This is a genomic window from Cytophagaceae bacterium (genome assembly GCA_016722655.1).
GTDB lineage: Bacteria > Bacteroidota > Bacteroidia > Cytophagales > Spirosomataceae > Leadbetterella.
This window is the reverse complement of sequence record JADKIR010000004.1, coordinates 1,194,443-1,208,465: the sequence shown is the minus strand read 5'-3', so window position 1 is coordinate 1,208,465 and position 14,023 is coordinate 1,194,443. Positions and strand designations below refer to the sequence as shown.

Genomic DNA, 14,023 nt, shown 5'->3' with positions numbered 1-14,023 from the left:
TTAAAATCCAAATAAGAAGATTACACTATATCACAAGGAGGGTGAAATACCTGGTTTCGGCAGGATTTGGGTAAAAATATAAATGAATTAAAAGGTAGTTTTTCTGAAGAATTACCAATTACATTTTGTGGTTTCTTTTCAAAAACAAAATAGTCTTCAAGGGTAGTTTCAGTTTCAAACCTAAGCTTTTTTAGGACAGGAGGAAGCTTATTTTTGTTACTTTCCGCTTTTTCGAGTTGTTTTTTCAGGTAGCAATTGCCATCACAATGCAACATAGGTTTGTTTTTGTTTTCACAAAACAAATTTGTGATGGCTTTTTGGTTGATTTTCCAATAAACTATATAAGAGAACTGAAAAACTATTTGCCAACTGAGCAACGTCAGCAAGCAGATAGCCACCCATCTTTTATATTTTAGACCGATATTCAGCATTATGGAAAATCGTTCATTTGCAATAATCATACATTTGTAGATATCAAACGATGATTTTTGTCATAAGGAAAAACGAAGTTTGTTTCCTTAAAAAAAGAAAAAGCAATAAAAATAAATTTTAAGGACGTGTTCCTCCATGTTCACCAGCCACGATGATCATGATTTTTAAACTCAGTACTATAAATCTTATAAATTGAATTATTGGGTTTCTCATCAAAAATTTTTGAGTCCCGGTAAATTTTTTTGCCATATTATTCAGGGATTAACCACCAGAAAGGTTTCATTTTAGCTTTGTATAAAAACGCGTAGTGTAATGCTAGTTTGAGCCAGTGCCCTGCCAGTCCAATTTCCCCGAAGGTTTTTGACTGAACCCGACCAGTTTCAGGATATTTTTTATAATCAGGAACGATTGGATAAGTGGTAATACTAACGGCACTTCCATCAAAAATTCCAAAGCCTGCCGAAGCGATACATGCCGCCCCCATGTGCCCAAGTGAGCCTTTATGGTGCAGCTCTTTATCGCCATGATTTATCAAATCTATAATATTATCGGCAACCAGCTTGGCAGTAATACCCGATGGCATACCGGTTCGGGGTGGAGAAGGATAAATTTCAGTACCATTTTTGCTTTTTCGTGGCTTAGAAATTGCATGAGGCGGTGCAAATGCAATTCCCGGAGCGAAAATATTTTTATAGGAAGGGTTTTGGTAGGTTTCCGGCCAGTCTTGTACTGTCCATTCTTCATATGGTTTCGGAGTATAGTCCGCATCAACTATCATAAAACCCTTGAAAAGTTTATCAGTGACATCAATTCCGGTTTTATCGTAGGCTTTAAAACCATGACCTGCAAATGCAGGAATCAACATGCCAAAATCAAAATTTTCAGATTTATAATCTCCGTCAAGTGTTTCATAATGAGCAACTCCATCTTCAACTTTATTGATTCCGGCCCCAAGTATCCATTTTATTCCCCGGTCTTCAAAAAACATCTCTATCATCTCGTGGGAGGTCATTTGATTTTTACCTGTGCCCATTGTCATACCGTCAATACCGAAATCGCCCAATTTGTATTCATTCGAAATCCAGGTTATTTCGGCCATATCTCTTACTTTATGCATTCTCAGATCCTGTTCAACATTCAGAATGTATTCAAATGCAGCACCCTGGCAGGTAGCTCTCGCATGTCCTGTACCAATCAAAATTTTGGTTTTCTCACCTTTTTTCATTCTGGCTATAAGAGCTTCCAAACCTTCCCAGGCATGTGCAGCATGTGAATAGGTACATACAGAATAAGCTCTGTTGGTGCCAGGATTAAGACCTTCGGTACCTTCAAAATTGAGTTTTGGGCCTGTTGCATTGATCAGATAGTCATAGTTAACTTTGATAACCTGTCCTTTTTTTTCTCCTAAGACATATTCCGCAGTAACAAAAGGTTTTTCTGAATCCTTATCGCCTTCGGGATAGAAGTCAACAACTTTTGCCTGGATAAAATCTATGTTTTTTCTGGCATAAAGAGGTGCCAATGGGAAATACACATCCTCCGGTTTCATTCTACCAACCCCTACCCAAATATTGGATGGAATCCATTGGTAGTTAGAATTTGGAGAAACTACAACTACCTGATGTTGTTTGTTTAATTTTCTTCTTAAATGGGACGCAGCAACATGTCCTGCAATACCCGCACCCAAAACGACGATTTTTGCCATATTAATTAAAAATTTCGATATAAAGGTAAAGTGCAAGATTTTCTTTAATTGGGACAATTGTTACAAAGAACAAGAATTATGAGAAGAGTCATAAAATCCTTAATTGGTCTGAGGTTGAAAGTTTCTTTTTTCTTTATTGTCCGAATTAATATCAATTTTAAAGGAAGCTATTTCATCTAAGAAATTCTTTAATTTAAAAGCCTTTTTTTGTTAAATTGAATGGCTCTGATGCAGTTTTTCCTTTCAGATATTGTCTTTTTTAGCTAATTTTACGAAATTTTATTGCAAATAAGGATGTACCTCAACAAAAAAGTAGTAGTAGTATTGCCAGCTTATAATGCTTCAGCCACACTAGAAATCACATATAATGAAATTCCATTTGATATTGTTGATGAGGTAGTTTTAGTTGACGATGCCTCTAAAGACTCAACCGTGGAAGTAGGAAAGAAATTGGGGATTAAGCATATTATATCGCATGAAAATAACCAGGGTTACGGGGGTAACCAAAAAAGCTGCTACAATAAGGCCCTTGAACTGGGCGGGGATATTGTTATAATGTTACACCCAGATTATCAATATACACCAAAATTAATCAGGTCAATAGTTTCCATCATGGGAGAGGGTCTGTATCCGGTAGTTATTGCATCAAGAATTTTGGGTAAAGGTGCCTTGAAAGGTGGTATGCCAATGTATAAGTATATTGCCAATAGGTTTTTGACTTTTACACAAAACCTCATCATCAACCAGAAACTATCAGAATACCATACAGGTTATCGTGCGTTTTCGGGAGAGGTTTTGAGGAGTATAAATTTTATGGCCAATTCTGATGACTTTGTGTTTGATAATCAGATGCTCTGTCAGATTTTTTATAAAAACTTCGAGATTGCAGAAATTACTTGTCCGACCAAATACTTCGAAGAGGCATCTTCAATCAATTTCAAAAGAAGTACAATTTATGGTTTGGGCTGTCTGAAAGCTTCAGTGCAATATTGGCTTCAAAGAAAAGGATTGGCCAAGTACGAGATTTTCAAATAATTTTATTCAAAAAAAATGAAGAAAATCAACCTTAAAGAATCGCAAATATTCTGGTTATTGGGCTTGATTTCATTTTTAGTATTTTTTGTTTTGTTGGTCTTTTTTCTAAAAATCAACGGTAAAAACGGCAGTTATATCTTTACCCATTCCCCTTTCAATTATTTTTCCTGGCTGGCTTCATCATTTTTAGAAGGAAGACTTGACGTTACTCCTGTCAATGGCGTAATACATGATCTTAGCAATTATAAGGAGAAATACTATCTTTACTGGCCGCCTGCACCGGCAGTTGTACTTACTCCATTTGTTTTTCTTTTCGGAATGAACCTGCCTGATAGACTGATATCCATCTCACTTTCTGCTTTAAATGTCACACTCATGATGTTTGTAATCAGGCGGTTGTCTGATTTGTTGGGATTTGGCTTAAAAACCTGGGCAGTTATTTTACTAGGAGTATTCTGGGGTTTTGGAACAGTAAATTTCAGTGTGGGTTTTGAAGGTAGTGTTTGGTATATCTCTCAGGTGTTTTCTCTGACATTTTTGATTACGAGTTTATATTTTTTTCTGGCAAAAAATCCGAAATATCTACTTTCCGGATTCTTTTTTACGCTGGCAGTTTACACTCGCAACACCATGGTGTTTACCGGTTTGTTGTATTTGTATATAATCTTTTTACAGCAAAAATCTGATTGGAAAAAGAGCATTATATCAGCATTAAAATTTGGAAGTATGTTCATCGCAGGGTCATTACTTTACCTCTGGTACAATTATGCCCGTTTTGACAATGCTTTCGACAATGGTCTTGCCAAACACAACATGGGTTGGTGGTATAGGGCTGGGTATGAAAAGTACGGATATTTTAACACACATTTTATTCCTAACAACCTATATTATGAGTGGTTTAGGATGCCTGATTTTATAAATAAATTTCCTTTCATTGGTTTTATTGACCTCAAGGGTTTTGGGATGTTCTGGGCTTCTTCGGTTTTGGTTTTATTAGTTCTTTTAGTTTTTAATTTCAGAAAATCAGAAAAAACAGAATACAAAATATTTAACGTTCTCAACCTCCTAAATATCGGAATCGTACTCACTTTGATTACCATGATTATGGGTCGCGGGGTGCAGTTTGGTGCCAGGTATTCGTTGGATTATTACATATCGATAATGTTTCTTTTGGTTTTCGTTTTTCAAAAATATCAGGAAAATAAAATTTTCAAAGCCACTTTTTTAATTCTACTAATCATTTCGGTATATATTAATACGGTTGGGGCATACTATATGGCCATTCGTTGGTAATTGTCCCACAGGGATTTCTTATATTTTGCCTAAATTTGTTCAATGGCATCCTTTTTTGACACCAAAATCGAATATCTGAAGGGCGTGGGAGCCCAAAGGGCGGAGCTTTTGAACAAAGAGCTGGGGATATTTACCTATGGGGAATTATTGGAACATTACCCTTTTCGTCATGAAGACCGCACCCAATTTCATAAAATTTCGCAGCTATCAGAGGATATGTTTGCTGCCCAGATTATAGGGAAGGTAACAGCGATAGAAAAAATTGAAGGCAAGGGTAAAGGCCGGCTGGTAGTGACGTTAAGAGACAATTCTGGCTATATGGAATTACTTTGGTTTCAAAGTATTGCTTATTTTGAAAAATATCTGAAAGTCAATGCCGAATATGTGATTTATGGAAAACCCACCATGTTTGGAGGTATTTTCAGCATTACGCATCCGGAAATTGAGCTGGCTACAGCAAAAAATACTAATTCGGGTTATTTTCAACCGATTTATCCTCTTACTGAAAAACTTCGGAAAAAGTACATAGACAGCAAATTGATCGGCTCCTGGATGAAAACCTTACTCGATCAATCTGATTCCTATATCAGCGAGACTTTGCCTCAAAGTATTTTGGTAAAATATAAGTTGGTAGCCAAGAAATATGCTTTGAGGTACCTTCATGCTCCACAAAATCTTAACGAACTCACTCATTCCCATCGGAGACTAAAATTTGAAGAGCTGTTTTATAATCAGCTAAGATTACTCAAACTTAGCCTCGTAAGAAAGCATGACTATGAAGGCCAGATTTTTCAAAAAACTACCCTAATCACCGATTTTTACAAAAATCACTTACCATTTGATCTGACTGGGGCTCAGAAACGGGTAATCAGAGAGATATTTACTGATATGAAGTCGGGGAAACAAATGAATCGACTTGTGCAGGGAGATGTTGGAAGTGGAAAGACCATTGTGGCGTTCATTAGTATGCTTATGGCTATTGATGGTGGAGCACAAGCCTGCATGATGGCACCAACAGAGATTTTGGCACAACAGCATTACGCCAACTTGAAAAAATATGGTGATTTACTGGGATTGAGAGTCGAGCTGCTTACGGGTTCAACCAAAAAAAGTGAAAGGGCTGTTATACATGAGGGCCTTCGAAATAATGTAGTGAAAATTATTATAGGCACGCACGCTTTGCTGGAGGATGTGGTCCAGTTTTATAACCTCGGCATGTGCGTTATTGACGAGCAGCATCGCTTCGGAGTCGCTCAAAGAGCAAGACTTTGGGAGAAAAATAAGCACATTCATCCGCATATCATGGTCATGACGGCTACCCCTATACCCCGCACCCTGGCCATGACATTGTTTGGTGATTTGGATATTTCAGAGATTGACGAAATGCCACCAGGGAGAAAGCCCATTAAAACAGTACATCGCTATGATGCCAACAGGCTTACCGTTTTTCAGTTTATAAGAGATGAAATAGCTTTTGGAAGACAGATTTATATTGTATATCCTTTGATTGAAGAATCGGAAAAACTAGATTTAAAAAACCTTTATGACGGTTATGAATCTATTCAGAGGGCATTTCCTGAGGTGCCTTTGAGTATTGTCCATGGAAAAATGAAGCCCAAAGACAAAAATTTTGAAATGAATCGCTTCAAAAAAGGAGAAACCAAAATTCTGGTTGCTACCACCGTGATAGAAGTGGGGGTAGATGTACCCAATGCCTCGGTGATGATTATCGAAAATGCGGAACGTTTCGGATTGTCGCAATTGCACCAGCTACGAGGTAGGGTGGGTAGGGGAGCCGAGCAGTCCTATTGTATTTTGATGACAGGTTATAAAATATCTAAAGATACCCAAAAACGCATTGAAACCATGGTAAGCACTGAAAACGGTTTTGAGATATCCAAAGTAGATTTACAACTCAGAGGTCCCGGAGATATGGCCGGAACCCAACAGAGTGGATTAATTGACCTAAAAATTGCTAATTTGGCCAAAGACGAAGAAATACTAAAGATAGCCAGAGAAAATGCTTTCGAAATTCTTGGAAAAGACCCGGAATTTGAACACCCTGATAATTTCCCAATAAAACAGCACATCGAAAAAATCAAGAATAAGGATCTGAGTTGGAGCAGAATTAGTTAATAGGGTTTTTCTGGAAATATTGAACAACCTGATTAATAAAATTATGTGCTATTTTAACTGCTAATTCTGCTTCTTTATCACCTAGTTCATACTCAAGGTCATAATCAGCACCTTGTCTCATTTCAAAAATAAGGCTTACTGATTTTGCAGTTTCCAAATCAAAAACACTCTCTTTGATGAATAATTCATTGAATTTCGAAATAGCCCCTGAATGAGTCTTAACGAAAATGTCTTTAGAATATAATAAAGCGGATATGGCGTAAAATACTGAGTAATAAGCTCTGTTAACAGAGGCGAAATTCAATTCATTTTTGATTATTATATCGGTGTCGGACAAGCAATCTATGGCCCTTTCAAGGGCTAAATGTACTTTGTTTTTCATATCAATATTCCATCTTTCCGTAACTCAGAATAGAAGGGCATTTGTGAATTCAAATATTGTTTTTTTGAGGCAAATTTTACGGAAAATAATTTATTGTAAAGCAAATCATATTTTAATATTGTGTCTCCTAAAATATTCCAATACTCTACTTTACTTTTTTCCTGATTTTTTAAAACCATTAATAAATCAATATCCGACTCAGAAGAATTTTCTCCTCTGGCATAGGAGCCAAAAAGAATCACATCCTGAAGGTTTTCGCCCAGAATATTTTGCACTTCTTTTTTGAAGGAAACCAGAATTGGTTTAATATCAGACATTAATAAAGATTTTATTTTACAAAAGTATCAAAATGTTTATTTAGGTTTCAAGTTTATTTTAAATTTTCATATTAAAAGTATTGGAAGAAGTTTTTTTATATTTTTACACAAAACAATTCAACCTTATACAATGAATACTTTTAATATCAATCGCCGGAATTTTCTAAAGGGAGCAATGGCAACACTTGCGATGAGCCAGTTTGGAGCCTATGGTATGGACTTGATTAATCCATCAAAACCCTATCGGGTGGGCTTAATAGGTGCTGGCTGGTACGGGAAAAGTGATCTTTTCAAATTGATCCAGGTTGTACCGGTAGAGGTGGTTGCCCTTTGTGATGTCGATAAAAATATTCTTAAGGGTGCCGCAGAGATGGTGTCGAAAAGGCAAAAATCCGGAAAGATACCCAAACTTTATGGAGATTACAGAAAACTACTAGCTGAGAATGAGTTGGATATCGTGCTCATAGGCACTCCTGATCACTGGCACGCTCTTAACATGATTGATGCGGTTAAAAAAGGGGCAAATGTTTATGTGCAAAAACCCATAAGTGTAGATGTGATGGAAGGTGAAGCCATGTTAGCCGCTGCTAGAAAATACGATAAGACCGTGCAGGTTGGCATGCAAAGAAGATCTACGCCTATTTTTATTGAGGCTAAGAAAAACTATATCGAAAGTGGATTGATAGGTCGCATTCAGCATGTGGAAATGTGTTGCTATTACCCAATGAGAAATAACACCAACCCACCTCTTCAGCCGGTTCCAGATTTTTTGGATTATGAAATGTGGACTGGTCCGGCCCCTCTTAGACCATACGATAATTTACCTCACCGAGGCTGGTGGAGAGCATTTCGAGAATATAGTAACGGCATAGTTGGAGATATGTGTGTACACATGTATGATGCGGCTCGATGGATGCTTGATCTGGGATGGCCTACCAAAATTACTTCAGTTGGGGGTATTTACTTACAAAAGGAAAGCAAATCTAATATTTCAGATACACAGACTGCAGTTTTTGAACATGGTGAGCTTAATTGCGTTTGGCAACACCGGAGTTGGGGTACTTCGCCCGACCCCGACTATCCCTGGGCATTGTTTATTTATGGTGAAAATGGTACGCTCAAAATGAGTACAACAAGGTATGATTGGGTTCCGTTAAACGGGAAGCCTGTGAGAAAAGATGTAGTTTACGAAAGAGAAAAATATCCCGAAGACCTCAAAGAACCAGGAATTGAACTGCATGCAGCTCCGGCAACCAGAGCCCACATGCTAGATTTCGTAGCAGCTATTGAAGGTAATAAAAGACCTGTTTCAGATATTGAGCAAGGGTATATTTCAACAACCGCCTGTATTTTGGCCAACATTTCGATGGATTTGGGAAGACCACTTGTATATGATCCTGAAAACAAAGTGGTAAAAAATGACCAGGAGGCTACTTTGAGGTTAAGCAGGAGTTATCGCTCGCCATGGGAACATCCAGACTACAGGAAAGTTTAACAGAGCTTTGAAAATCAGGATAAAAAAAATCCCGCTCTCAAAAGAAAGCGGGATTTTTTATGAATTAATATTTCAATATTAATTGAACATCTTAGCTCTATTGTCTTCTATTTTGGCATTGTCTCTAAGAATTTGCTCACCAATGAAGCCCATACGTCCCTGATTGGTTCTTTGAGCAACTTGTTGTTTATAGATAGAGTAATCAGCAATGGCAGGAGCAGAGGTTTTTGCTTTTGTTTCCATCACGAAAACACCAGTTTCTCCTGCAAATGGTTTTGAACGCTGACCTACTTTCAAACCAAATAATTTACCAAGAGCAATTGCATCAAAACCGGCCGAGTTAAGCATTCCACTAAAGAAATTGATGTCTGTAACTTCTTCTACCAATGCACCGGCACCATATTTTTGCGAAAGAGCAGTTAAATCTCCTTTTCCATCACCCAATTTTGCAATGATTTTCTCAGCTTTTTTCTCATTTCTGATTTTTGCAGTAATTATATCTTTAAAATCAGAAGCTTTTGGATCGTTTTTATCTGAGGCTGATTTTAAAGCAGCAATCACGTAGGTTTCTCCCAAGACAAATACTCTGTCTGCTACATCACCTTCTTTGATATCATTCCCATATGACCACAATATTACCTCTCTTGCATTTTGTATAGTATTAAGATTGGCACTGTTTGGCATTACGTTTTCAGCTGAAAGAAGCAGCATAGAATTATCTTTTTTCACCGCCGCTTCAAACTCTTTTACAGTTTTAGCATTTGCTCTTAGGTTTTCAGCTTTTTGATAAATTTCATTTGAGGCCATTTCTCCTACCTGAAGTTCTTTGCTGATAGTAGCTAGTTTGTATTTCAGGTTACTTTTAGGGTCTGTAATTTTAACAATATGGTATCCAAAATCAGTAGTGACAAGATTTGGGATAATACCAGATCCGGAATATCCAAAAACAGCCGTTTCAAATGGTTTCACCATTGAACCGTTATTTTGGAAGGTTCCTAAATCTCCTCCATTTTGGGCTGTTCCATCAGAACCATACTGACCAGCTAAAGTGGCGAAATCAGTACCGGATTTTGCTTGAGCTAAAACTTCCATTGCTTTGTTACGGGCAGTTGCTCTGGCACTATCTGACATGGTAGAGTCAGCTCTGAACAAGATATGACTTGCTCTGATAGTATACAAAGAATCAGTTTCTGTTCCTTCGTATTTATGAATGCTATAGGTATTCCCTTCCTTGAATGGTCCGATTGTAGAACCAACAATGGCTGTTGCAAGAGCACCTTTCAAGTCAGGACTTATCTGGTTGGCAGATTTAAGATATGGGGTTCTAATATCTGTATTTGATGAAGCATAAGCCTGAGCATTTGGTGCAGATGCAAGACCTTTTGCAAGGTTTCTGATTTCTGTATTTAGTGCTGCACTATCTTCTTTTGTTGGAGATAATTGAAACGCAACATAAGAAATTGATCGGCTATCAAAAGGAGTGAACTCATCTTTATGCTCAGAATAGTAACTATTTATTTCACTTTCCTCCACTTTAATGGTTGAATCCTGAATCGAAAAGAACGGAACATAAAGGAATTTTCCACTTGCTTTTTCTGTCTGAGCAATATATTCAGCTTTGGCTTCGGCTTGTGTAACAAATGAGGCCTTGTTAAGCAGATTAGAGTATTTCTCTCTCATTCTGATTGTTTTCAATTCCCTTTTGAAATTATCCCACATCTCTTTTTGGGCTGCGGGCATTGTGTTATTGGTATATGCTTTTATAAATTCTGCGTGCTGAGCAGCGTTAAAATTTCCTGAAGCATCAGAAAATTGTTGTTTTACATATGGGTGCATATTTTTTGCTCCTTGAATCAACTCTCTTAGCTCGTCATCTGAAACTGAAATTCCCAATTTTTCGAACTCTTCTACATATACGTTTTCAAAAATAAGTTTTTCCCAAACTTGTTCTCTGATTTGAGCCAAATCTTGCTCGGAAGCTGATCTGCCGGTTGAAGTTTCAAATTGTTGTCTTTGAGCTTCTACAAGTTTAACAAATTCCTGATAATCAACGGAAGTGCCATTGATTTCACCTACTTTATTGTTAGAGTTTCCGAATAAGCTACCATATCTGTTTGAAAAAATATCACCGCCTACAATGAATAACAATAAGGCAATTGCGATAACGGTAACGGCTATCCCTGATCTCTCTCTGATTTTGTTTACTAGTGCCATTTTTTTAAATAAAATACTTAATTATGTAATATATGTGTATTTTTTGAGGTGCAAAAATAGGAATATTCCTATTGATTATCAAAGATTTCTATTTTGTTTATTTTTTCTAAATAAATGCAAGTAAACATTTGCTTGAAAATAAGCAGTAAAATTAAAACAAAAACTATGTCAGACTATCTTTTGAGCTTGTTTTTTAGAATTTGTTCAAAAAAAATGGAACAGTCTGTTGACCATTCCATTGTTTGAAAATATTTTAAGATTTCCTATTTAGCCTTTTCAAAAATCATATAAGTACCACCGTCACGTGAAGGTGTGTTATCTTTTTTGAAATGGCCTATCATAAGTTTATTGTTTTCAATTTTAAAATCAGCTGCATCGTTGAGCATTTCAAAATACCCCTGCTCACACTGCATCAAATCCGGCGGGCCTGCCATTTTTGTACTTCCCAAATGCTCGATTTTCAATGTTCCAATTCCGGTAGCCTTGTCAAATGTCAGGATTTTCAAGTCGGCAAAGAGCATATTTACTGCCGAATTTCCCGTTAGTTTGAGATTTTCTTTATTTTCAGTGTTTTCTTCAACTTTCAAAGTTAATTCCCTCACATTAGTTACAGCATACCCACAAGGCGTATCGATGGCATCACCCAGGAATCTGTTTTTGTAAATCCAGTCACCAAGAATTTCATTGGAATTTACCGATGATTGTATTTCCATTTCTGTACAGGAGTCTATTTTGAAGAGGGAAAAAAACAATAAAAGAGAGAAATATTTTACCATGGTTATTTTTAATTCTAAAACTTAGATACAAAAATGGGGTCAAAGGTTGGAATTGAACCCAAAATTTTATTTTATGGGGCATTTATTTTAGAACTACTCCTAAACCTGGCAGGTTTTTGAAAATCGCTTTTCCTTTTTCAACCTTTACACCTTCTGCAGGGTCATTGGCAATCAGCATGGCACCGTCCATGTCAACATAGTCGAGCAATGGAAGTAAATGAGCGATAGCCGAAATTCCGATACTGGTTTCGGTCATACAACCCATCATAACTTTCAAATTATTTTTGCGTGCAATTTTTATCATCCTCAGTGCAGGAGTGATACCTCCACATTTTGCGAGTTTGATATTTACACCATCAAAATATGGAGTGCATTTTTCTACATCACTTTCTATAATGCAACTTTCGTCGGCAACGATGGGGAGTTTTGAAGCTTTTTTAACTTCAATCATTTCTTCTAACCTATCTGCTTTTAAAGGTTGTTCAATAAATTCTACACCCAATTTTGCCAATTCTTCAGAATTTCTGATGGTCTCCGCCACTTCCCAACCGGTATTGGCATCTACTCTGAATACAGCGTCGGTTTCTTTTCGCAGAGCTTTAATTATTTCAATATCGTCAGGGGTTCCAAGTTTTATTTTATAAATCGGGAAATCATATTCCTTCATTTTCTTAATCATGACCGAAATCTCATCAATTCCAATTGTATAGTCGGAAAACGGGATTTTTGAAATATTCAATCCAAGAGCCTTATAAAGTGGCAAATTTTGTTTTTTGGCCCAGAGGTCATATGCAGCGATGTCCAAAGCACATTGAAGAAAGTGATTTTGGCCAATTAGTGGATTCAGTTTTTCCCATAATTCGGCCGGATGATTCCATTCTGTTTGGCAAATAGCATTTCGGTGGATTTTCGTCAATTCCAGAAGGTCGTCAGTGCTGATTCCGTAATATGGAACAGGAGTGGCTTCACCAAGTCCCGAAATGCCGTTTTCAGAGATTTCCACAACGAAAGTTTTGGTTTCGAGCCGGGTTCCGTGTGCAATTTTAAACGGATATCGGCTTTTAAGAGTGAAAATATGTGTTTTTAAGTTCATTGATGATTATTTACAAAATTTGCATTCCAAACACATCGGTCAAATGTGAAACCAATGTTTTTTCCACTTCTTTCAGGTCTATTTCTATCCCTTTTTCTTTTTGGATAGACGTAACGGCCTTATCATCTATTCCACAAGGAACAATATTTCCAAAATAATTAAGGTCAGTATTTACATTTAGTGCCAGGCCGTGCATGGTTACCCAATGGCTTGATTTTACACCCATAGCACATATTTTTCTTGGATAAGGTTCTGAAAGCCAGACTCCTGTAAGGCCCTCGATTCTTCCGGCATTTAGGCCATAGTCAGTACAAGTTTTTATGACGGCTTCTTCCAGATACCTCATATAAAGATGTATATCTGTGAAAAAATTGTCGAGATCAATTATAGGATAAACCACTAATTGTCCCGGACCATGATACGTTATGTCACCTCCTCGGTTGATTTTATAAAATTTTGCTTCTTTGTTTTCCAGCTCTTCATCACCAATCAGCAAATGGTCTTCCTTCCCACTTTTGCCGAGGGTATAAACGTGCGGGTGCTGGCAGGTAACAAGATAGTTTGGAGTAGGTTTTGGTTGTTCTGAATTTCGGTTTTGAATTTTTAATTCAATGATTTCATTGAATATTTTTTCCTGAAAATCCCAGGCCTCTTTGTAGTCAATCAGACCTAATTCTATGAGTTTTACTTTTTTGTTCTGTTCCAAAACCTTATTTTTAAAAAGAAATACAACCAGACTTCAAAATTATAAATAAAATGGCTGAAAAAATCGATAAAGGCAAGGAAGGTGAGGAATATGCTGTAAATTTTCTCATAAAAAAAGGTTTTGAAATAATCGACCGCAATTTTACTTCGCGTAATTCGGAAATTGACATTATATGTAAAAAGGATGAAATGCTTGTTTTTGTGGAAGTAAGAATGAAAGCCACTTCAGATTATGGTTATCCAGAAAGTACAATGTCAAAAAGTAAAATGAATGCTATAAAAAGAGGTGCAGAGGCTTATTTATTATTACATCCCTGGGATGGAGAGGCAAGGTTTGATTTTATTTCAATAATCGAATATCCGAAATTTGAGTTGGTTCATTTTGAAGATGCTTTTTTTTAAGGAAAATTTAAGTCTAAAATGTTTAATTTTAGGTTTTT

General features: G+C 36.8%; 13 protein-coding genes. 5 read left to right on the top strand and 8 right to left on the bottom strand.

Annotated features, from left to right (window positions below):
* Positions 1-20 precede the first annotated feature (20 nt).
* Both IPP61_05795 and IPP61_05790 read right to left on the bottom strand, forming a co-directional pair.
* Positions 21-461 carry a hypothetical protein gene (locus tag IPP61_05795; protein MBL0324683.1) on the bottom strand — a complete coding sequence of 147 codons (441 nt, stop codon included), beginning with the start codon at positions 459-461 and terminating at the stop codon, positions 21-23.
* 221 nt (positions 462-682) lie between these two features.
* Complete coding sequence (locus IPP61_05790; GenBank protein ID MBL0324682.1) at positions 683-2,137, bottom strand: FAD-dependent oxidoreductase; 1,455 nt, start codon at positions 2,135-2,137, stop codon at positions 683-685.
* A gap of 294 nt (positions 2,138-2,431) precedes the next feature.
* Between IPP61_05790 and IPP61_05785 the strand changes: the two genes are divergently transcribed.
* From IPP61_05785 to recG, 3 genes are read left to right on the top strand one after another with little or no spacing between them, the layout of a single operon-like run.
* The gene (locus IPP61_05785; GenBank protein MBL0324681.1) at positions 2,432-3,172 is read left to right on the top strand and encodes a glycosyltransferase family 2 protein; all 741 of its coding nucleotides are present in this window, start codon (positions 2,432-2,434) and stop codon (positions 3,170-3,172) included.
* Positions 3,173-3,187: 15 nt separating this feature from the next.
* Positions 3,188-4,465: a hypothetical protein gene (locus IPP61_05780; protein MBL0324680.1), complete on the top strand. Its 1,278-nt coding sequence runs from the start codon at positions 3,188-3,190 to the stop codon at positions 4,463-4,465.
* Between the two features lie 42 nt (positions 4,466-4,507).
* The gene (gene recG, locus IPP61_05775; GenBank protein ID MBL0324679.1) at positions 4,508-6,601 is read left to right on the top strand and encodes an ATP-dependent DNA helicase RecG; all 2,094 of its coding nucleotides are present in this window, start codon (positions 4,508-4,510) and stop codon (positions 6,599-6,601) included.
* On the opposite strand, the gene IPP61_05770 is transcribed toward recG, so the two are convergent.
* Together IPP61_05770 and IPP61_05765 are read right to left on the bottom strand one after the other, a co-directional pair.
* Entirely contained in the window at positions 6,594-6,983 is a 390-nt protein-coding gene (locus IPP61_05770; protein MBL0324678.1) for a HEPN domain-containing protein, read from the bottom strand. The two genes, recG and IPP61_05770, sit on opposite strands and share 8 nt — an antisense overlap.
* Positions 6,980-7,300, bottom strand: a complete 321-nt coding sequence (locus IPP61_05765) for a nucleotidyltransferase domain-containing protein (GenBank protein MBL0324677.1) — start codon at positions 7,298-7,300, stop codon at positions 6,980-6,982. The genes IPP61_05770 and IPP61_05765 overlap by 4 nt, the downstream gene beginning before the upstream one ends.
* A gap of 130 nt (positions 7,301-7,430) precedes the next feature.
* Here IPP61_05765 and IPP61_05760 point away from each other — a divergent pair, with 130 nt between their 5' ends.
* Positions 7,431-8,795, top strand: coding sequence for a Gfo/Idh/MocA family oxidoreductase (locus IPP61_05760; protein ID MBL0324676.1), 1,365 nt, complete (start codon positions 7,431-7,433; stop codon positions 8,793-8,795).
* Between the two features lie 78 nt (positions 8,796-8,873).
* Here the strand turns inward: IPP61_05760 and IPP61_05755 are convergent, their stop codons facing one another.
* From IPP61_05755 to lipB, 4 genes are all read right to left on the bottom strand, one after another.
* Positions 8,874-11,009 (bottom strand): SurA N-terminal domain-containing protein, encoded by a 2,136-nt coding sequence (locus IPP61_05755; GenBank protein ID MBL0324675.1) that lies wholly within the window; start codon positions 11,007-11,009, stop codon positions 8,874-8,876.
* 263 nt (positions 11,010-11,272) lie between these two features.
* Positions 11,273-11,722 carry an META domain-containing protein gene (locus IPP61_05750; GenBank protein ID MBL0324674.1) on the bottom strand — a complete coding sequence of 150 codons (450 nt, stop codon included), beginning with the start codon at positions 11,720-11,722 and terminating at the stop codon, positions 11,273-11,275.
* 145 nt (positions 11,723-11,867) lie between these two features.
* Positions 11,868-12,878, bottom strand: coding sequence for a dipeptide epimerase (locus tag IPP61_05745; GenBank protein ID MBL0324673.1), 1,011 nt, complete (start codon positions 12,876-12,878; stop codon positions 11,868-11,870).
* 10 nt (positions 12,879-12,888) lie between these two features.
* Positions 12,889-13,584, bottom strand: coding sequence for a lipoyl(octanoyl) transferase LipB (gene lipB, locus IPP61_05740; protein ID MBL0324672.1), 696 nt, complete (start codon positions 13,582-13,584; stop codon positions 12,889-12,891).
* A 50-nt stretch (positions 13,585-13,634) separates the two neighbouring features.
* Between lipB and IPP61_05735 the strand changes: the two genes are divergently transcribed.
* The gene (locus tag IPP61_05735; GenBank protein MBL0324671.1) at positions 13,635-13,985 is read left to right on the top strand and encodes a YraN family protein; all 351 of its coding nucleotides are present in this window, start codon (positions 13,635-13,637) and stop codon (positions 13,983-13,985) included.
* The last annotated feature ends 38 nt before the right edge of the window (positions 13,986-14,023 follow it).